Source organism: Euzebya tangerina (assembly GCF_003074135.1).
GTDB lineage: Bacteria > Actinomycetota > Nitriliruptoria > Euzebyales > Euzebyaceae > Euzebya > Euzebya tangerina.
Map to the genome: position 1 here is coordinate 1,239,933 of NZ_PPDK01000001.1, position 15,736 is coordinate 1,255,668.

The 15,736-nt window shown below is 69.5% G+C and carries 13 protein-coding genes; 9 read left to right on the top strand and 4 right to left on the bottom strand.

What is annotated here, in order from left to right; all coding sequences use genetic code 11:
* Positions 1 to 33 precede the first annotated feature (33 nt).
* Entirely contained in the window at positions 34 to 1,428 is a 1,395-nt protein-coding gene (locus tag C1746_RS05725; RefSeq protein WP_116713695.1) for an S-adenosylmethionine:tRNA ribosyltransferase-isomerase, read from the bottom strand.
* A complete protein-coding gene (locus C1746_RS05730) occupies positions 1,425 to 2,195 on the bottom strand; it encodes an SDR family NAD(P)-dependent oxidoreductase (RefSeq protein WP_116713696.1) in 771 nt (256 codons plus the stop codon). The genes C1746_RS05725 and C1746_RS05730 overlap by 4 nt, the downstream gene beginning before the upstream one ends.
* A gap of 58 nt (positions 2,196 to 2,253) precedes the next feature.
* Between C1746_RS05730 and soxR the strand changes: the two genes are divergently transcribed.
* From soxR to C1746_RS21930, 5 genes are all read left to right on the top strand, one after another.
* Complete coding sequence (soxR, locus tag C1746_RS05735) at positions 2,254 to 2,712, top strand: redox-sensitive transcriptional activator SoxR (RefSeq protein WP_116713697.1); 459 nt, start codon at positions 2,254 to 2,256, stop codon at positions 2,710 to 2,712.
* Positions 2,713 to 2,742: 30 nt separating this feature from the next.
* Positions 2,743 to 3,999, top strand: a complete 1,257-nt coding sequence (locus C1746_RS05740; RefSeq protein ID WP_240598849.1) for an aspartate kinase — start codon at positions 2,743 to 2,745, stop codon at positions 3,997 to 3,999.
* Between the two features lie 11 nt (positions 4,000 to 4,010).
* The gene (locus C1746_RS05745; RefSeq protein ID WP_116713698.1) at positions 4,011 to 5,042 is read left to right on the top strand and encodes an aspartate-semialdehyde dehydrogenase; all 1,032 of its coding nucleotides are present in this window, start codon (positions 4,011 to 4,013) and stop codon (positions 5,040 to 5,042) included.
* 101 nt (positions 5,043 to 5,143) lie between these two features.
* Positions 5,144 to 7,165, top strand: coding sequence for a cell wall-binding repeat-containing protein (locus tag C1746_RS05750; RefSeq protein WP_116713699.1), 2,022 nt, complete (start codon positions 5,144 to 5,146; stop codon positions 7,163 to 7,165).
* 55 nt (positions 7,166 to 7,220) lie between these two features.
* A complete protein-coding gene (locus tag C1746_RS21930; protein ID WP_162867430.1) occupies positions 7,221 to 8,135 on the top strand; it encodes a mechanosensitive ion channel family protein in 915 nt (304 codons plus the stop codon).
* 15 nt (positions 8,136 to 8,150) lie between these two features.
* Here C1746_RS21930 and C1746_RS05760 read toward each other — a convergent pair whose 3' ends face one another.
* The gene (locus C1746_RS05760) at positions 8,151 to 8,909 is read right to left on the bottom strand and encodes a TIGR03943 family putative permease subunit (protein ID WP_162867431.1); all 759 of its coding nucleotides are present in this window, start codon (positions 8,907 to 8,909) and stop codon (positions 8,151 to 8,153) included.
* A gap of 21 nt (positions 8,910 to 8,930) precedes the next feature.
* Positions 8,931 to 9,977: a permease gene (locus tag C1746_RS05765; RefSeq protein WP_116713702.1), complete on the bottom strand. Its 1,047-nt coding sequence runs from the start codon at positions 9,975 to 9,977 to the stop codon at positions 8,931 to 8,933.
* 134 nt (positions 9,978 to 10,111) lie between these two features.
* Between C1746_RS05765 and C1746_RS05770 the strand changes: the two genes are divergently transcribed.
* The 4 genes from C1746_RS05770 to C1746_RS05785 all read left to right on the top strand — a co-directional run bounded on the left by C1746_RS05770 (position 10,112) and on the right by C1746_RS05785 (position 15,681).
* Positions 10,112 to 12,391, top strand: coding sequence for a cell wall-binding repeat-containing protein (locus C1746_RS05770; RefSeq protein ID WP_116713703.1), 2,280 nt, complete (start codon positions 10,112 to 10,114; stop codon positions 12,389 to 12,391).
* A 28-nt stretch (positions 12,392 to 12,419) separates the two neighbouring features.
* Entirely contained in the window at positions 12,420 to 13,358 is a 939-nt protein-coding gene (locus C1746_RS05775; RefSeq protein ID WP_116713704.1) for a glycosyltransferase family 2 protein, read from the top strand.
* Between the two features lie 86 nt (positions 13,359 to 13,444).
* Positions 13,445 to 14,686, top strand: a complete 1,242-nt coding sequence (locus tag C1746_RS05780; RefSeq protein WP_162867432.1) for an O-antigen ligase family protein — start codon at positions 13,445 to 13,447, stop codon at positions 14,684 to 14,686.
* Positions 14,683 to 15,681 carry a hypothetical protein gene (locus C1746_RS05785; RefSeq protein WP_116713706.1) on the top strand — a complete coding sequence of 333 codons (999 nt, stop codon included), beginning with the start codon at positions 14,683 to 14,685 and terminating at the stop codon, positions 15,679 to 15,681. The genes C1746_RS05780 and C1746_RS05785 overlap by 4 nt, the downstream gene beginning before the upstream one ends.
* The last annotated feature ends 55 nt before the right edge of the window (positions 15,682 to 15,736 follow it).

Genomic DNA, 15,736 nt, shown 5'->3' on the forward strand with positions numbered 1-15,736 from the left:
TCGTGGGGAATCCGGCAACTCGGCATCCAGACGTCAGGGCAGCAGCAGACAGCTGTCCCCGAACTCGTGCCACAGGTAGGGCCCCGCCACGGCCGCCTGGTAGGCGGCTCCGACCAGACCCGGTCCTGCCACCGCTTCGAGCAGCAGCAGGTGTGAGGCGTCCGACTCGTGCCAGCCGGTGACCAGCCCGGAGACGATCTTGACGCCGCGTTGCGGGGTGATGACGAGGTCGGTCCACCCGCTGGCGGCCGCCAGCTCGCCCTCGCCGGTCGCGGCCGACTCGAGGGCTCGCGTGACCGTGGTCCCAACAGCGACGACCCGATGCCCGCCCGACCGGGCATGATTGACCAGGCTGGCTGTCACCTCGGGAACCTCGAACCACTCCGGCTGGGGAGCTTCGCCTGCCGTCTGCGACGACACGCCGGTGTGCAGCACGATCGGCGCGATCTGGATGCCTTGCACGACCAGTCGGGTGACGAGTTCGTGGCTGAAGGGACGGGCGGCGGACGTCATCTCGGCACTGCCCCAGGGTCCTGGGAAGCCGCCGGGGTCGGTTGGCGCTGGGCGGGCGAAGACCGTCTGGTAGGCGCCTAGATGGGCAGGTGGATCGGGCGAGTAGGTGATCGGGCGGCCGTGGGAGTGGAGGTGTGCGGCGAGTGATGCGCGGCTGCGGTCGGCCCCGACGTGGACCTCGGCCCTCCAGAGCCGGACACCGGCGACGTGAGGTTCCCCACCCGCGAGGTTGGGTTCGTCACCCGCGAGGTTGGGTTCGTCACCAGCAGAGTGAGGTTCCCCACCCGCGAGGTGAGGTTCCCCACCGGGGCGGTCGGTCCGCCGGGTCGTGTCGGGCGGCGGACCGGCGGCGACCGGATGGCGCAGGGACACCTCTGCGCCTCCCGTCAGGCGGACCGTGTCTCCGACCTGCGCCTGCAACACCGGCCCCGACTGGTCCGGATGGCGCAGCTCGACCACCCAGCCTCGACCGCGGGAGGGGCCGGCGACGTGCACGACGACTGGGTACGACCGGGCCGATCCTGGACCGGAGGTCACACGCTGCATGCCGCCGGTAGGCCGCGGTAGCCAGGTCCCAGCGATCGCTGCCGGAAGCGTGGGAGAGGTGTTGACGACCAGCAGATCGCCGGCTTCCAGCCCCTCACCCAACTGGCTGAAGCGGGTGTGGCGGAGCTGCGCCACACCGGACTCGTCCTGGGAGGCGATCATCAGTCCCACCTGGTCGCGCTCCAGGCCGCGTTCCTCTGGCGGGGTCGACGCGTGGCGGGCCGGGTCGAGCGAGAACCGGGTCGAGGGACGCGGGAGGGTCGGGCCCTCCACGGTCTGGATCGACCTCACCTCGGCCTGCGTGTCGTCCCGGTCGCGCATGTGGAACTGCGGGGACACGCAGGCGGGCACCGTGGTCAGGCCGGTCACGCCAGCACCCCCTCGGCGGTGATGCGATCGGCCGCGAGCAGGTCCGCGGCCAGGTACCGACCCGATGGCGGCCGCTCGGCGATCAGGCGCTGGATTGCGGGGACCACCGTGTCGGGGAGCGGTCGGTCGCTGATGTCCTCGCCCGGGAACGCCTCCTGGTGCATCTGGGTGCGCATGTCGCCAGGATCGAGGGCGTAGACCGCCAGCTCGGGGTGCTCGGCACCGAGCACGTTGCTGACCTGATCGAGCGCAGCCTTCGATGACCCGTAGACACCCCATCCCTCGTACGGGCCGGTTGCCGCGTCAGAGGAGATGTTGATGACGACGCCCTCCGCGGCACGCAGCGATGCCAGCAGGTCGGTGACGAGGGCCACGGGCGCCAGCACGTTGACGTCGTAGACGAACCGCAGGTCGGCTGGTCGTGCGTCCTCGAGGCGGGTCAGTCCGCCGCCCGGTCGGGAGAGCGCGCTGGCGTTGTTGACCAGCACATCGACGCGGCCGCCTGCCGCCTGCACGATGGTGCGCCGATGGTCGGCATCGCTGACATCGCCCGTGACGGTGACCACCTCCCCCGATGTCGGCGAGTTCGGCTGACGCGGTCCACTGATCTGGTCCGTCAGGGCTTGCAGATCGGCGGCGGTCCGCGCCGTCGCGATGACGCGCCAGTTGTCGGCTGCCAGGGCGCGGGTGAGGGCGGCGCCGAGACCACGGGACCCACCCGTGACCACGGCGGTTCGTCGGACTGGTTCTGGTGTTCGATGTGCCATATCCGGCATAGTAGGAGTTGAAGTTAACTTCAAGTCAACCAGAATCAGGAGAAATCTCATGGCCACGAGTGTCCTGACCGTCAGTGAGGTCGCTCGACGCAGCGGCTTCGCGCCCTCCGCGCTCCGCTTCTACGAGAAGCGCGGGCTGATCTCCGCCCACCGCACCGACGGGGGTCGGCGGCGGTACGACCGCGACGTCCTGCGCCGACTGGCGTTCATCGCCGCAGCCAAGCACGTCGGGCTGACCCTGGAGGAGATCGTCGAGGCACTGGCTCTGCTGCCCGACGAGCGGACTCCCACCAAGGATGACTGGACGCGGATCAGCACGGCGTGGCGGGGGCGGTTGGATGCCGAGATCGCCGCGCTGGAGAAGCTGCGCGATGGGCTGGACAGCTGCATCGGCTGTGGCTGCCTCTCCCTCGACCGCTGTCGGATCTCGAACCCGGAGGACATCGTGGCGGCTGAGGGCAGCGGCGCGGTGTTCCTCCCGGAACCCCTCCATCCACCGACCGAGTAGGCCGCCTCCTGCTGGCTAGACTCGTGGCGCGTGAGCCCCATCATCGTGCAGAAGTACGGCGGCACCTCCGTCGCCGACACCGACCGCGTCAAGCGGGTCGCGGACCGGATCGCGCGGACCAAGCGAGCGGGCCACGACGTCGTGGTCGCCGTGTCGGCCATGGGCAAGACCACCGATGACCTGATCCGTCAGGCCGGTGAGATCTCCGTCAATCCCCCGGGACGCGAGATGGACATGCTGCTCACCGCGGGTGAGCGGATCTCGATGGCCCTGCTCGCGATGGCCATCCAGGAGGAGGGACTCTCCGCCCAGTCCTTCACCGGCTCGCAGGCCGGGATCATCACCGATGAGGTGCACGGCAAGGCCAAGATCCTCGACATCACCCCTGGCCGCATCACCGGCGCCCTCGACGACGGCCACGTCGCCATCGTGGCGGGCTTCCAGGGGGTCAGTCGCGAGGGCAAGAACATCACCACGTTGGGCCGAGGCGGCACCGACACCACCGCGGTGGCCCTGGCCGCGGCGCTGGGGGCCACGGTCTGCGAGATCTACACCGACGTCGACGGCGTCTACACCGCCGACCCGCGGATCGTCCCGACGGCCCGGAAGGTCGACCGCATCAGCGCCGAGGAGATGCTCGAACTCGCCGCCCACGGCGCCGGGGTCCTGCACACCCGCTCGGTCGAGTTCGGGCGCAACCACGGCGTCGACATCCACGTCCGGTCCAGCTTCAGTCACCACGATGGGACCTGGGTCATCGCCCACCCCACACAGGAAGAGCTCATGGAACAAGCCATCATCTCCGGGGTTGCTCACGACCGCTCCGAGGGCAAGGTCACCGTGCGCGGGGTGCCCGACAAGCCCGGTATCGCCGCCAGGGTGTTCACCGCACTCGCCGACGCCAACGTCAACGTCGACATGATCGTGCAGAACGTCAGCGCCGACGGCACGACGGACATGACCTTCACGATCCCGCTGACCGACGCCACGCTGGCCAAGGCCGAGCTCGAGCCGCTCATCAGCGAGGTCGGCGCCGCAGCCGTCGAGCTCGACCCGAAGATCGGGAAGGTCAGCCTCGTCGGTGCCGGCATGAAGACCAACCCGGGCGTTGCCGCACGGATGTTCAGCGCGCTGTCGGAGGCGGGCGTGAACATCGACATGATCTCCACCTCCACCATCCGTGTCTCGGTCGTGGTCAACGAAGCTGATGTGGAGACGGCTGTCCAGGCGATCCACAGCGCGTTCGGACTGGACTCCGACACCCCCGTGCTCGTCGAGGGAAAGTAGAAGGCAGAACCATGCGTGTAGCGATTGCAGGCGCCACCGGCGCTGTTGGACAGGACCTTCGTCGACTCTTGGACCGGCGGGACTTCCCGCTGGATGAGCTGGTGCTGCTGGCCAGCGAGCGCTCGGCCGGGAAGCTGATCCGCTGGCGCGATCAGGACATCACGGTCAAGAACCTGGCCGACGACGACGCCTTCGACGGCGTCGACATCGCCCTGTTCAGTGCGGGCGGCGGTCGCTCCAAGGAACACGGCCCCCGCGCCGTCGACGCCGGTGCGATCGTGGTCGACAACTCCTCGGCGTTCCGCATGGACCCCGACGTCCCACTGGTCGTGACCGAGGTGAACGGGGACCTGCTCGCGGAGCGTCCGCCGAAGGGGATCGTGGCGAACCCGAACTGCACCACCATGGCGATCATGCTGCCGCTGAAGGCGTTGCATGACGCGTTCGGTCTGGTGTCGATGGTCGCCACCAGCTACCAGGCGGCGGGTGGCGCCGGACAGTCCGGCATCGACGAGCTGCAGGAGCAGGTCCAGCCGCTCCTCGACAACTTCGAGCTGCTGCGCACCGACGGGCAGGCCGCTGCCAAGCTGGTCGAGCCCAGCACCTTCGCCGCCACGATCGCCTTCAACGTGGTGCCCCAACTCGGAACGGTGCAGGAGAACGGGTACACCGACGAGGAGCTCAAGCTGCTCAACGAGTCCCGGAAGATCCTGGGGATTCCGGACCTGAAGGTTGCCCCCACCTGCGTGCGCGTTCCGGTGGTCGCTGGCCACTCGGTGGAGATCCGCGCCACCTTCACCCAGCCCGTCAGCCGGCAGGCCGCCACGGACGCGCTGGACGGGTTCCCCGGCATGGTCGTGGTAGACCTCCCCACGCCCCTCGAGTTCGCCGGCCGCGACGAGGTGGCCGTCGGGCGGATTCGCGAGGACCTTCACGACGACCACTCCATCAACTTCTGGGCCGTCGGCGACAACCTGCTGAAGGGTGCTGCGCTGAACACCGTCCAGATCGCGGAGGAGCTCGTCTCCCGCGGCGTCGTCTGACGACCGGCTGGGGCAGGAAGAGGAGAGGGCCAGCCGGAACGACTGGTCGCCTGACCTGCTGGACACGTGTGCGTCTGCGGGAGAGGGCGAAGGATCGTGGCATGGACCACACGGGAGGTCTGCTGAGCACGGCGCGCGTCTGGAGCACCGTTCTCGTCGCGCTGGTCCTCGTGCTCGGCCTCGTCCCCCCTGTTGCTGGCCAGACCGATGAGGTGGTGGCGGATCGGCTGGCCGGAGCGACCCGCGTCGAGACCGCCGCAGCCGTCGCGCTCGAGTTCTTCGCCGACGGAGCGGACGAGGCCGTCATCGTCTCGGCCAGCCGCTTCCAGGAAGCGCTCGCCGGAGCCCCCTACGCGGCCAGTCTCGACGCGCCCGTCATCGTCACCCCTCCCGATGCCCTCCACCCGGTGGCCGCGGAGACGTTGGCCACACTCGACGTCCGTCGGGTGACGGTCCTCGGCGACCACGCCGTCGTGGGCGAGGACGTGGTCCGGGCTCTCGTCGACCGAGGGCTGGACGTCCGTCGTGTCGGAGCCGATACGCCCTACGCCACCGCGGCCGAGCTGGCACTCGAGGTCGTTCGGATTGCGGGCCCGCGATACCTCGGATCAAGGCCGACGATCCTGCTCGCGAGTGGAGAGGACTTCGCCGACGCGCTCGCGGCCAGCGGACCCGCCGCCGTCGGCCCGTACCCGCTGCTGTTGACCCGCTCGGCGAGGCTGCCCGACGCCACCCGAGACGCCCTGCAGGCCATCGGGCCAGCGCGCGTGATGCTGTTCGGTGGTGAACAAGCCGTGTCGGCCGATGTCCTGGCCGAGGTCGAGGCCATCGGCGACGTCGTCGTGGAACGCATCGCCGGAGAGACCCGGACCGTGACGGCCGCAGCGGCTGCCGACCGATTCGTCGAACTCGGGCTCATGGAGGACGACACCGTCATCATCGCCCGGGGAGATGACTTTCCCGACGACCTGACCGCAGCAGCCGCCGCACGGACCATGCAGGCACCGATCCTGCTCACCGCCACCAGCGATCTGCTGTCCGACGACACGGAGCAGTGGTTGCAGGGCAACTGCGGCGCGCTGACCCACGTCCGTGTCATCGGCGGCGAGTCCGCGGTATCCAGCGACACCATGGACCAGGCTCAGCTGGCTGCGACGTGTTCCTCGTCCCCAGGGCCGGCGCTGGACCCCGAGCCAGACCCGACACCGGAGCCGACGCCCGAACCTCAGCCCACGATCGATCCCGAGCCACCACCGGACGCTCCCGATGCCACGATCCCCGGAGTCCCTCCGCTTGGATGGGTGCGCTGGGGTGCTGCGGTGGGCGGCAACGCAGACCCGGTCGATCGTCACGAGGTTCCGGCCGGCTCCCCCCTCGGTGTCAGGCGCACGTTCTTCCAGTGGAACACGCGGTCGACCGGCATGATCCGAACAGCTGAGGAGGACCTGGCTGCCGGCCGCCTTCCCTGGGTGTCGGTGAAGACCCCGTCGTGGGCGGCGATGGGGGAGGGTGCGCATGACGCGGAGATCGATGAGATGCTGCGGGCGCTGGAGGCCACGGGTGGTCCGGTGTGGTTGACGGTGCATCATGAGCCGGAGGGTGGGGGTGGGGTGAATGCGCCGGATGATCCGGCGGGTCCTGCTGGTCATGTGGCGATGAACCGGCGGGTGCGGCAGCGCATGGATGCGTTGGGGATCTCGGGCGTGGCGTTGGTCTCGATCTTCATGGACTACACCTGGGAGCCGGCGTCGGGGCGGGACATCACCCAGTGGTGGGACGATGGGATCTACGACATCCTCGGCGTGGACGTCTACCGCTACCAGCCCGGGACACTCGTCCGCGAGAACTGGGACCGGGTTCGCACCTTCGCCGAGGCCAAGGGTGTTCCGGTCGCTGTCGGTGAGTGGGGCATCCGGGGGACTGATGCCGCTGCCGGTCAGCACGTCCGCGAGTGGTTCGAGATGGCCGTCGGCTCGCACGCCGACGGCGAGGGGGCTCGCGTGGTGGCGCTGTCGGCCTTCGACTCCGGACTCAACTCTCCGTCGGGATCGTGGGAGCTCCGAGGCGAGCAGCTGCGCGTGTTCCATGAACTGCTCGGGGACCCCCGCGCCGCCCACGGCTGAGACCGCGGGCAGCGCGCACGGTTCGTCGGCCACGCGGACGGGCAAGGACGAGGGCATGCAGCCAATCTTCGCCCAGTCAGATGCCGGACTGAGTCCGGTCCAGACCGTCACCGACGCGTTCACATCCATAGTGGAGGCCGTGCTGGCGCAGCTCCCGCAGCTGGCGCTGGCCGTCGTCGTCATCGTGGCCTTCATCCTCATCGCACGACTGGTCAGCAAGCTCGTCCGGTCCGCGATCACGTCGACGAGCACGCGCTCTGCCAGCTTCGTCAACGTCATGACCCGGTTGGCGCGCATCTTCACCATCGCGTTCGGCGTCGTGATGGCGCTCGTCATCGCCATCCCGAGTGTGGACCTCGCGGCCGTCATCGGGGGGCTCGGCGTCAGCTCCGTCGCCATCGGCTTCGCCTTCAAGGACATCCTTCAGAACACGCTGGCGGGGCTCCTGCTGCTGTTCCGACAGCCGTTCGAGATCAACGACCAGATCGAGGTCAGTGGGTGGCGCGGCACGGTGGAGGCGATCAACATCCGCGAGACCCAACTGAAGCAGTTCGACGGCCAACGGGTGCTGATCCCCAATCAGGACGTCTACGGCTCGGCCGTCAGGGTGCAGACGGCCTACGAGTTCATCCGAACCGACATCGCGGTCGGGGTGGACTACGACGCGGACCTCGGCCAGGCACAGCAGGTCGCGCTCGACGCCGTCGCCGCAGTGGAGGGCGTCGAGTCCGACCCGGCCCCCCAGGCGCTCTACACGCAGCTGAACACCTCAACGATCGACTTCGATCTTCGCTACTGGTCGCACTCCCGCCAGGCCGACATCCGAGACGTCCAGAGCGATGTCGTCAAGGCCATCACCAACGCCCTCAACGACGCCGGGATCGCGATGCCGTGCGACATCATCGAGTTGGATGCCCGCCAGACGTTCCGTGAGGCGGTCGGCGCCGCGGGGGCATCCCAGGCCAGCTGACTGGCGTTCCCGTGATCATCCCTCGTAGGGCGACTCGGGCTGCGGTATCTCCACCGTCGAGGTTGCGCTGAGCAGCGGGGGTTGGTCACTGAACTCGCCGATTACGTGCCCATCCCGGTTCTGCCACTCACCGACCACCTCGACCCACTGATCGATCGGTGGGCTGAGGTCGGTGCCGCGCACCTCCACGCTGTAGGCGGTGCCGTCGGCTGCGCAGCAGGAGAGCGAGAAGCGGGTCAACACGAACCCGTCGGGCAGCGTGTCGGACACGAACCCCGTGAGCCGGACGGTCACATCGTCCAGGGACTCCTCGGTGTCGTACAGGGCTCGAGCGCTGAACTCCGACACGCGCAGCGGTACGGCGCCCTCGACGGCCTCGGGCAGCTCGGGGAATCCGGAGGTCGTCTGGACCACCGTGGTGGCCTGGCGATTGGCGGCGAAGGCGCCCAGTGGCGGAGGCGCCACCAGCAGCAGTGCGAACAGCGGCGCGGTCAGGAACCAGGCGATGCGCGGACCTCCCGCATGGTCATGGCCGTGCGCATGCGGGTGATCGGACCCCTCGACGGCGAGTTGCTCGTGGTCCAGTGCAGCCATGGCGCGCTGGTGACCGCGGTACAGCGTCACCACGCCGAGCACCGCGATGAGAATGCTGGCGACCAGCAGGATCGGGACGTAGTCGTCCTTGATGTAGGACAAGGCCAGCCCGCTGAGACAGAGGCGTATCGACACCGTCGCGAGTGCCAGCATCACCACGCCCTGTGTCCGTTGATCCACGGTGTATCAGTCCGATCTGCTCTACAGGACAACCAATCCCTGCCGCCAGCCTAGGTCGCCGGTCAGCGCAGCGGCGATCAGACCCACCACCACGGCGCAGATGACCGCAACCACGAAGGTCAGCGGTGCGAAGCGGGCCGTGAATCGACGTCCGAACACACCGGCCTGCAGCGCGATCAGCTTGACGTCGACGGCCGGGCCAACCACCAGGAAGACCAGGCGCGACGTCAGCGAGAACTGGGTGAGGCCCACGGCGACGAAGGCATCGGCCTCGCTGCAGATGGCCAAGACGACGGCTAGGACCGCCATCGCGAGGATGGCGATGACCTCGTTGCCGGCCAGGACGTCGAGGATCGATCGGGGCACCGCGACCTGCAGCGTGGCCGCCGCCATGGCACCGATCACCAGCCAGCCGCCAGCGTGGACGAAGTCGTGCGAGGCCACCTGGACGAACATCGACAGTGGTGTGGCGCTCTCGTCGTAGCCCTTGGCATCCCGAACGAGCGAGTTGTCGCCGAACTTCGCCCAGATCCATCCCACGATGATGGCGGCGGCCAGCGAGGCGACGAACCGCGCAGCGACGATGTCGAGGCGACCCGGGAACGCCACGGCCGTGGCTGCCAGGACAACGGGGTTGATGGCGGGCGCCGCCAACATGAAGGCGAACGCTGCTGCCGGGGACGCCCCCCGCGAGGCCAGACGGCCAGCGATCGGGACTGACCCGCACTCGCACCCCGGCAGGGCAAGTCCGGCGACGCCGGCAACAGGCACACCGAGCATCGGATTGCGGGGCATCAGCCGCATGAGCGCCGCAGGCGGCACGAACGCCGCGATGGCCCCGGACACGATCACTCCGAGGGCCAGGAACGGCAGTGCCTGGATCGTGATGGACACGAAGATGGTCGACCAGGTCTGCAGGGCGGGGTTCTGAAGAAGCCCATCGAAGAGCGGTCGCAGCAGGACCGCGACGATCACCGCGACGGCGAGCAGGATCAAGCCGGACGGGCGATCTCCACGCGTCTGGTTGGTCTCCGCGGTCTCGCTGCTGCTGGTGGTCGGCGTTGACACGGTGGCAGAGCCTACCGACCTGCGTGAGGAACCAAGCCGAATTCAGCATTACTGACAGATAGTTACGAATAACTAGCCGTTAGGTAATCGAGGGTAATGGCCGATTACTGGGAGGTCTCGACCAGGAGCCTTCCATGTCCCCCTCATCGCGGTTCACGCTCATCATCGCACTTGTCCTGACCGTGTTCATGGTCGTTCCCCCGGTTGTCGCCCAGACCGGAACACCAGACCCCGGCGCCGTTGCCTCGGACCGCTTCGCCGGGCCGACGCGCATCGACACCTCCGCCGCGGTGGCGCGTGCCATGTTCCCGCAGGGTGCGGAGGAGGCCGTGGTCGTCTCGGCCACCCGGTTCCAGGAGGCGCTGGCCGGTGCGCCCCTGGCCGCCGGGCTGCGTGCCCCGGTCATCGCCACCTACCCCGACACGCTCGACCCGGTCGTCGCCGAGACCCTGGACGCGTTGGGGACGCAGCGCGTGACACTGCTGGGGGACACCACCGTGGTGAGCGCCGAGGTCGGGAAGGCCCTGGTCGACCGAGGCCTCCACGTCCGTCGCATCGCGGGGCAGGGGCCCTTCGCCACTGCCGCGGCAATCGCCCGGGAGACGGCGGCCACAACTGGCATCCCCACGCTCGACGGTGCCGCCACCGTGCTGCTGGCCAGCGGTGAGGACTTCGCCGACGCGCTGTCGGCCAGCGCTCCCGCTGCCGCCGGTGGGTTCCCCCTGCTGCTCACTCGCGGCGAGGCGCTGCCAGCCGAGACGGTCGCGGCGCTCACCGACCTGCAACCCGAACGCGTGGTCGTGTTCGGCGGCAGCCAAGCCGTGGCCGACACGGTGTTCGCCGCCATCGGTGAGGTGCGGACACCCGTCGGCCAGAGCTTGAACGCACTCGGCGTGACGGTCGAGCGTGTCGCCGGGCCGACCCGCACCGCCACAGCCGTGGCTGCTGCCGATCGCTTCGTCGCAGCGGGTCTGATGGATGGCGACAACGCGATCCTGGTCCGTGGCGACGACTTCCCGGACAACCTCACGGCATCCGCTGCCGCCCGCCAGTTGATGGCCCCGATCCTGCTGTCGGCGACCCGTGAGGTGCTCTCGCCCGATGCGGAGTCATGGCTGACCCGCACCTGCTCGACACTCGACCGGTTGGTGGTGATCGGTGGCGAGATGGCCGTGGATGCCGCGACCATGACCGCCGCCGGCGCTGCTGCATCGTGCCCCGATGGGGGCGAGTCCAGCACGGACGAGCAGGCACCGTCTCCGGCCGAGGCCCCCGAGAGCCCGTCCGGTGACCCGGCCCCGCCCACGCTGCCGGGGCAGGCCGCCCCGCCCGTCGCGGACGCGGGGCCGGCGCCCAGTCCGGAGCCGGTCCAGGTTCCCACGCCGGATCCTGAGCCAACGCCGACCCCAGATCCTGAGCCGACGCCCGACCCTGAGCCCACGCCCGACCCCGAGCCGACGCCGACGCCGACCCCTGATCCTGAGCCGACGCCGGACCCGGATCCTGAGCCCACGCCCGACCCCGATCCTGAGCCCTCGCCGGACCCCGAGCCGAGCATCCCCGGTCTCCCCGCACCCGGCTACGTCCGCTGGGGAGCGGCCGTCGGCGGCAACGCCGACCCCGTCCTCCGCCATGAGGTCCCCGCCGGCGAGGTCCTCGGCGTCCGTCGGACCTTCTTCCAGTGGCGCCACCGGACCACCAGCCTGATCACGATGGTCGAGGGCGACCTGGCGGCCGGCCGGCTGCCGTGGGTCTCCGTCAAGACGCCGTCGTGGGCCGCGATGGGTGCCGGTCAGCACGACGCCGAGATCGATGAGATGCTGCTGGCGCTCGAGGCAACCGGCGGACCGGTGTGGCTGACCATCCATCACGAGCCCGAGGGTGGGGGTGGTGTCAACGCTCCTGATGACCCCGCAGGTCCCGCTGGCCACGTGGCCATGAACCGTCGGGTCCGCGACCGAATCGACGCCCTGGGCGTGCAGAACATCGCCCTGGTCAGCGTCTTCATGGACTACACCTGGGAGCCCTCCTCCGGCCGGGACATCAACGAGTGGTGGGACGACGGCATCTATGACGTCATGGGTGTCGACGTGTACCGCTACCGCGAGGCGTCGCTCATCACGGAGAACTGGCACCGCGTGCGCGCCTTCGCCGAGGCCAAGGGTGTCCCCGTGGCCATCGGGGAGTGGGGTGTCCGCGGCGCGGACGCTGCCGCCGGACAGCGTGTCCAGGAGTGGTTCGACATGGCTGCCGGGTCACACGCCGACGGGGGTGGGGCCCGCGTCGTCGCGATGGCCGCCTTTGACTCCGGACTCAACTCCCCGTCCGGGTCATGGGAGCTGGTGGGCGAGCAGCTCCGGGTGTTCCAGGACCTGCTGACCGACCCGCGCGCGGTCCAGAACGACGACGTCTAGGCCGCCGTCGGCCAGTACCCTCGTCAGGATGGAGCGCGACGTGACCGAGCGTGCAGACGCTGTCGCTGTGTCAGCGGTCATCTGCACCGTCGACCGACCGAAGCTGCTGCGGGCTGCCATTGCTGCCGTGGCGGCCCAGGACTTCGATGGCGTCATCGAGACAATCGTCGTGTTCGACAACCGCGAGCCCGATCTGACCCTCGCGTCCGACGACCCGCAGCGGCCGGTCCGGGTCCTCGCCAACAACCGGACGCCCGGCCTGGCCGGTGCCCGAAACACGGGCCTCCTGGCCGCGACCGGCACCTACGTGGCCCTGTGCGATGACGACGACGAGTGGCGCCCCGCCAAGACCCGGGCGCAGGTGGAGGCACTCGACCGACGCCCCGACCGACATGTCGCCGTCACGGGGATGGTCATCCAGTACGACGGCAAGCAGATCGAACGCATCTGGCCCCACGCCGAGCTCACGCTGGAGGATGTGACGTCCTCTCGTGCCCAGGACGCCCACCCCTCGTCGATCCTGGCTCGTCGCGACGCCATCATCACCACCATCGGGCTGGTCGACGAGGCGTTGCCCGCGAGCTACGGCGAAGACCACGATCTGCTGATCCGAGCGGCTCGCGTAGCACCGATCGTCGTGGTCCGGCGACCCCTCATCGACGTCGCCTGGCATCGCGCGTCCCACTTCTCCGACCCGTGGCAGAAGCTCATCGACGGCACCAGCTATCTGGTGGCCAAGCACCCGGAGCTCCGCAGCAACCGTCGTGGCTACGCCAACATGCGCGGTCGACAGGCCTTCGCCCACGCGGCCCTGGGCGACACCACGACGGCGCGGCGCGTGGCCCTGGACAGTCTGCGCCACAACCCGATCGACAAGCGCGCCGCGGTGGCGCTGATCGTCTCCACGGGTCTGGTCCCCATCACAGCTGCACAGCGACTGGCCAACGCCCTGGGACGCGGGATCTGACCGCGGTGCCGGTGATCGCTGCACCCGAGTCACCCCGACCGCGAACCACTGCGCAGGGTCGGTCGGCTGCTCGGCACGCTGACCGTGTGGCCCGTCGGGTCGCGTGGCCCTTGTGGTTGGCCTTGCCGGGATTCCCGATCCTGTGGCTGCTCGGCGCCTCGCCCATGGTGTGGGTGATCCTGGCCGTCCCGATGGCCGCGCAGCTGGTGATGCGGTCGCGGGTGCACATTCCGCCCGGCTTCGCCGTGTTCGTGCTGTTCCTGGCCTGGGTGCTGCTGACCGGAACCCAGGTCGACACCACGGGTCGTGGGATCGCCTTCATCTACCGCTGGTCGCAGTTCGCGGCGGCCGGCGTGGCGTTTGTCTACGTCTACAACCTGGACGACCGGGTGGACACCGGCCGCATCCTGCGCTGGCTCGCGGCTCTCTGGGTGATCGTGGTCATCGGCGGCTACCTGGCCCTCGTCGCGCCCGAGTTCGCCAAACCCAACCCGCTGCTCTCACTCCTGCCACGGGCCATCGCGCGGGACGAGTTCGTGCAGACCCTGCTGGAGCCCGACTTCGCGCAACTGCACGTCTTCCTGGGGTACCCCTTGCCCCGACCTGCCGCGCCCTTCCCCTACACCAACACGTGGGGAGCCACGTTCGCCTTGCTCCTCCCAGCCGTGGCCGGCGCCGCGCTCGCGAGCCCGAACAACCGCTGGCTCCGGGGCGTCATGATCGCCTCCATCGTTCCGGCGATCATGTCGGTCAATCGCGGCATGTGGCTGTCGATCGGCGCGTGGTTGGTCTTCGCGCTGGTGCAGCGATCCTCGCCACGGATCCGTCGCACGGTCGCCATCATCAGCGCCGGCTTGATGGTGATCCTCCTGGTGGCCAGCCTCTCGACACTCGGTGATGTGGTCCGGGATCGTCTCTCGGCGCCGCACAGCAACAGCGCCCGAGCCGATGTCGTCGAGGGCACCGTGGCCGGCATCATCGAGTCGCCCTTCCTCGGGTACGGCGCGCCACGACCGTTCGAGGGGTCGGGCATCCGACCTCCGCTGGGCACCCAGGGCCAGCTGTGGTACCTCGGCTTCTCCCACGGCGTGCCGGCTGTGATCCTCCTGCTGGTCTTCTTCGTGCTGGTCTACCGGCGGCTGAATCGTGGGTTGGCGCCGACCAGCGGCCTGTGGGCGCGAAGCTCCCTGGTCATCCTGGCCGTGCTCCTCCCGGTGTACGACGTCGAGGGGGTGGCCATGACCGTGGTGTTCGTGCTGGCCGCTGCGGCCCTGCGCGAAGAGCGGTTGGCTGGCGAGGCGACCCGGCGCCGCCCGATCACGCCGTGAGGCGTGCCCTCGCTGCAGCGATCACCGTGATCCTGGTGATGGCACTGGCGCTGCTCCAGGATGTGCCAGCAGGTGAGGAGGTGGCCCCGCCGGCGACCGGGGAGCAGCCGCTCGTCGCCGAGGAGTCCGCCCCACTGCCCCCGGGCGTCCCGCCTCCGGGAACGGTCCTGTGGGGGGCAGCCGTCGGTGGCAACGATGATCCTGTTCCTCGCCATGAGGCACCAACCGGCCAGGTCCTCGGCGTGCGGCGGACGTTCTTCCAGTGGGATGCGCGTGCCACAGGCCTGGTCACCACTGCCGAGTCGGACCTGGCAGCCGGTCGGGTGCCGTGGGTGTCGGTGAAGACACCGTCGTGGGATGCGATGGCGGCCGGTGGCCACGACGACGAGATCGATGACCTGCTGCTGGCGCTCGGGGCCCTCGATGGTCCGGTCTGGCTCACCATCCACCATGAACCCGAGGGTGGGGGTGGGGTGAACGCCCCGGACGACCCGGCAGGTCCGGACGGTCACGTCGGGATGAACCGCCGCGTCCGGGAGCGCCTGACCGAACTCGAGGTCACCAACGTGGCCCTGGTCGGCGTCTTCATGGACTGGACCTGGGACGAGCGCTCGGGGCGCGACATCGACGAGTGGTGGGCTGATGGCCTCTACGACCTGCTCGGCGTGGACACCTACCGCCGCCAGCCGGGCTCGTTGCTCACCGACAACTGGCAGCGGATCCGCACCTGGGCGCAGGACCGGGACGTGCCAATCGCGGTCGGGGAGTGGGGGCTGCGAGGCACCGATCAGGCAGCTGGCGCCCACGTCCGGGAGTGGTTCGAGATGGCGGCGGCGTCACACGCCGACGGGGCTGGGGCGCGGGTCGTGGGGCTGGCGGCCTTCGACTCGGGTCTGAACTCTCCGGGTGGCTCCTGGGAGCTCCGGGGTGCGCAGCTGGAGGTCTTCCACGAGCTCCTGGCCGACCCGCGCGCTGCCACATGGTCCCCTCGTTAGCCGGGGTGTCCGCTTCGTTCGGACGACCGGACAGAGGTCACACGCACGGCGCGCG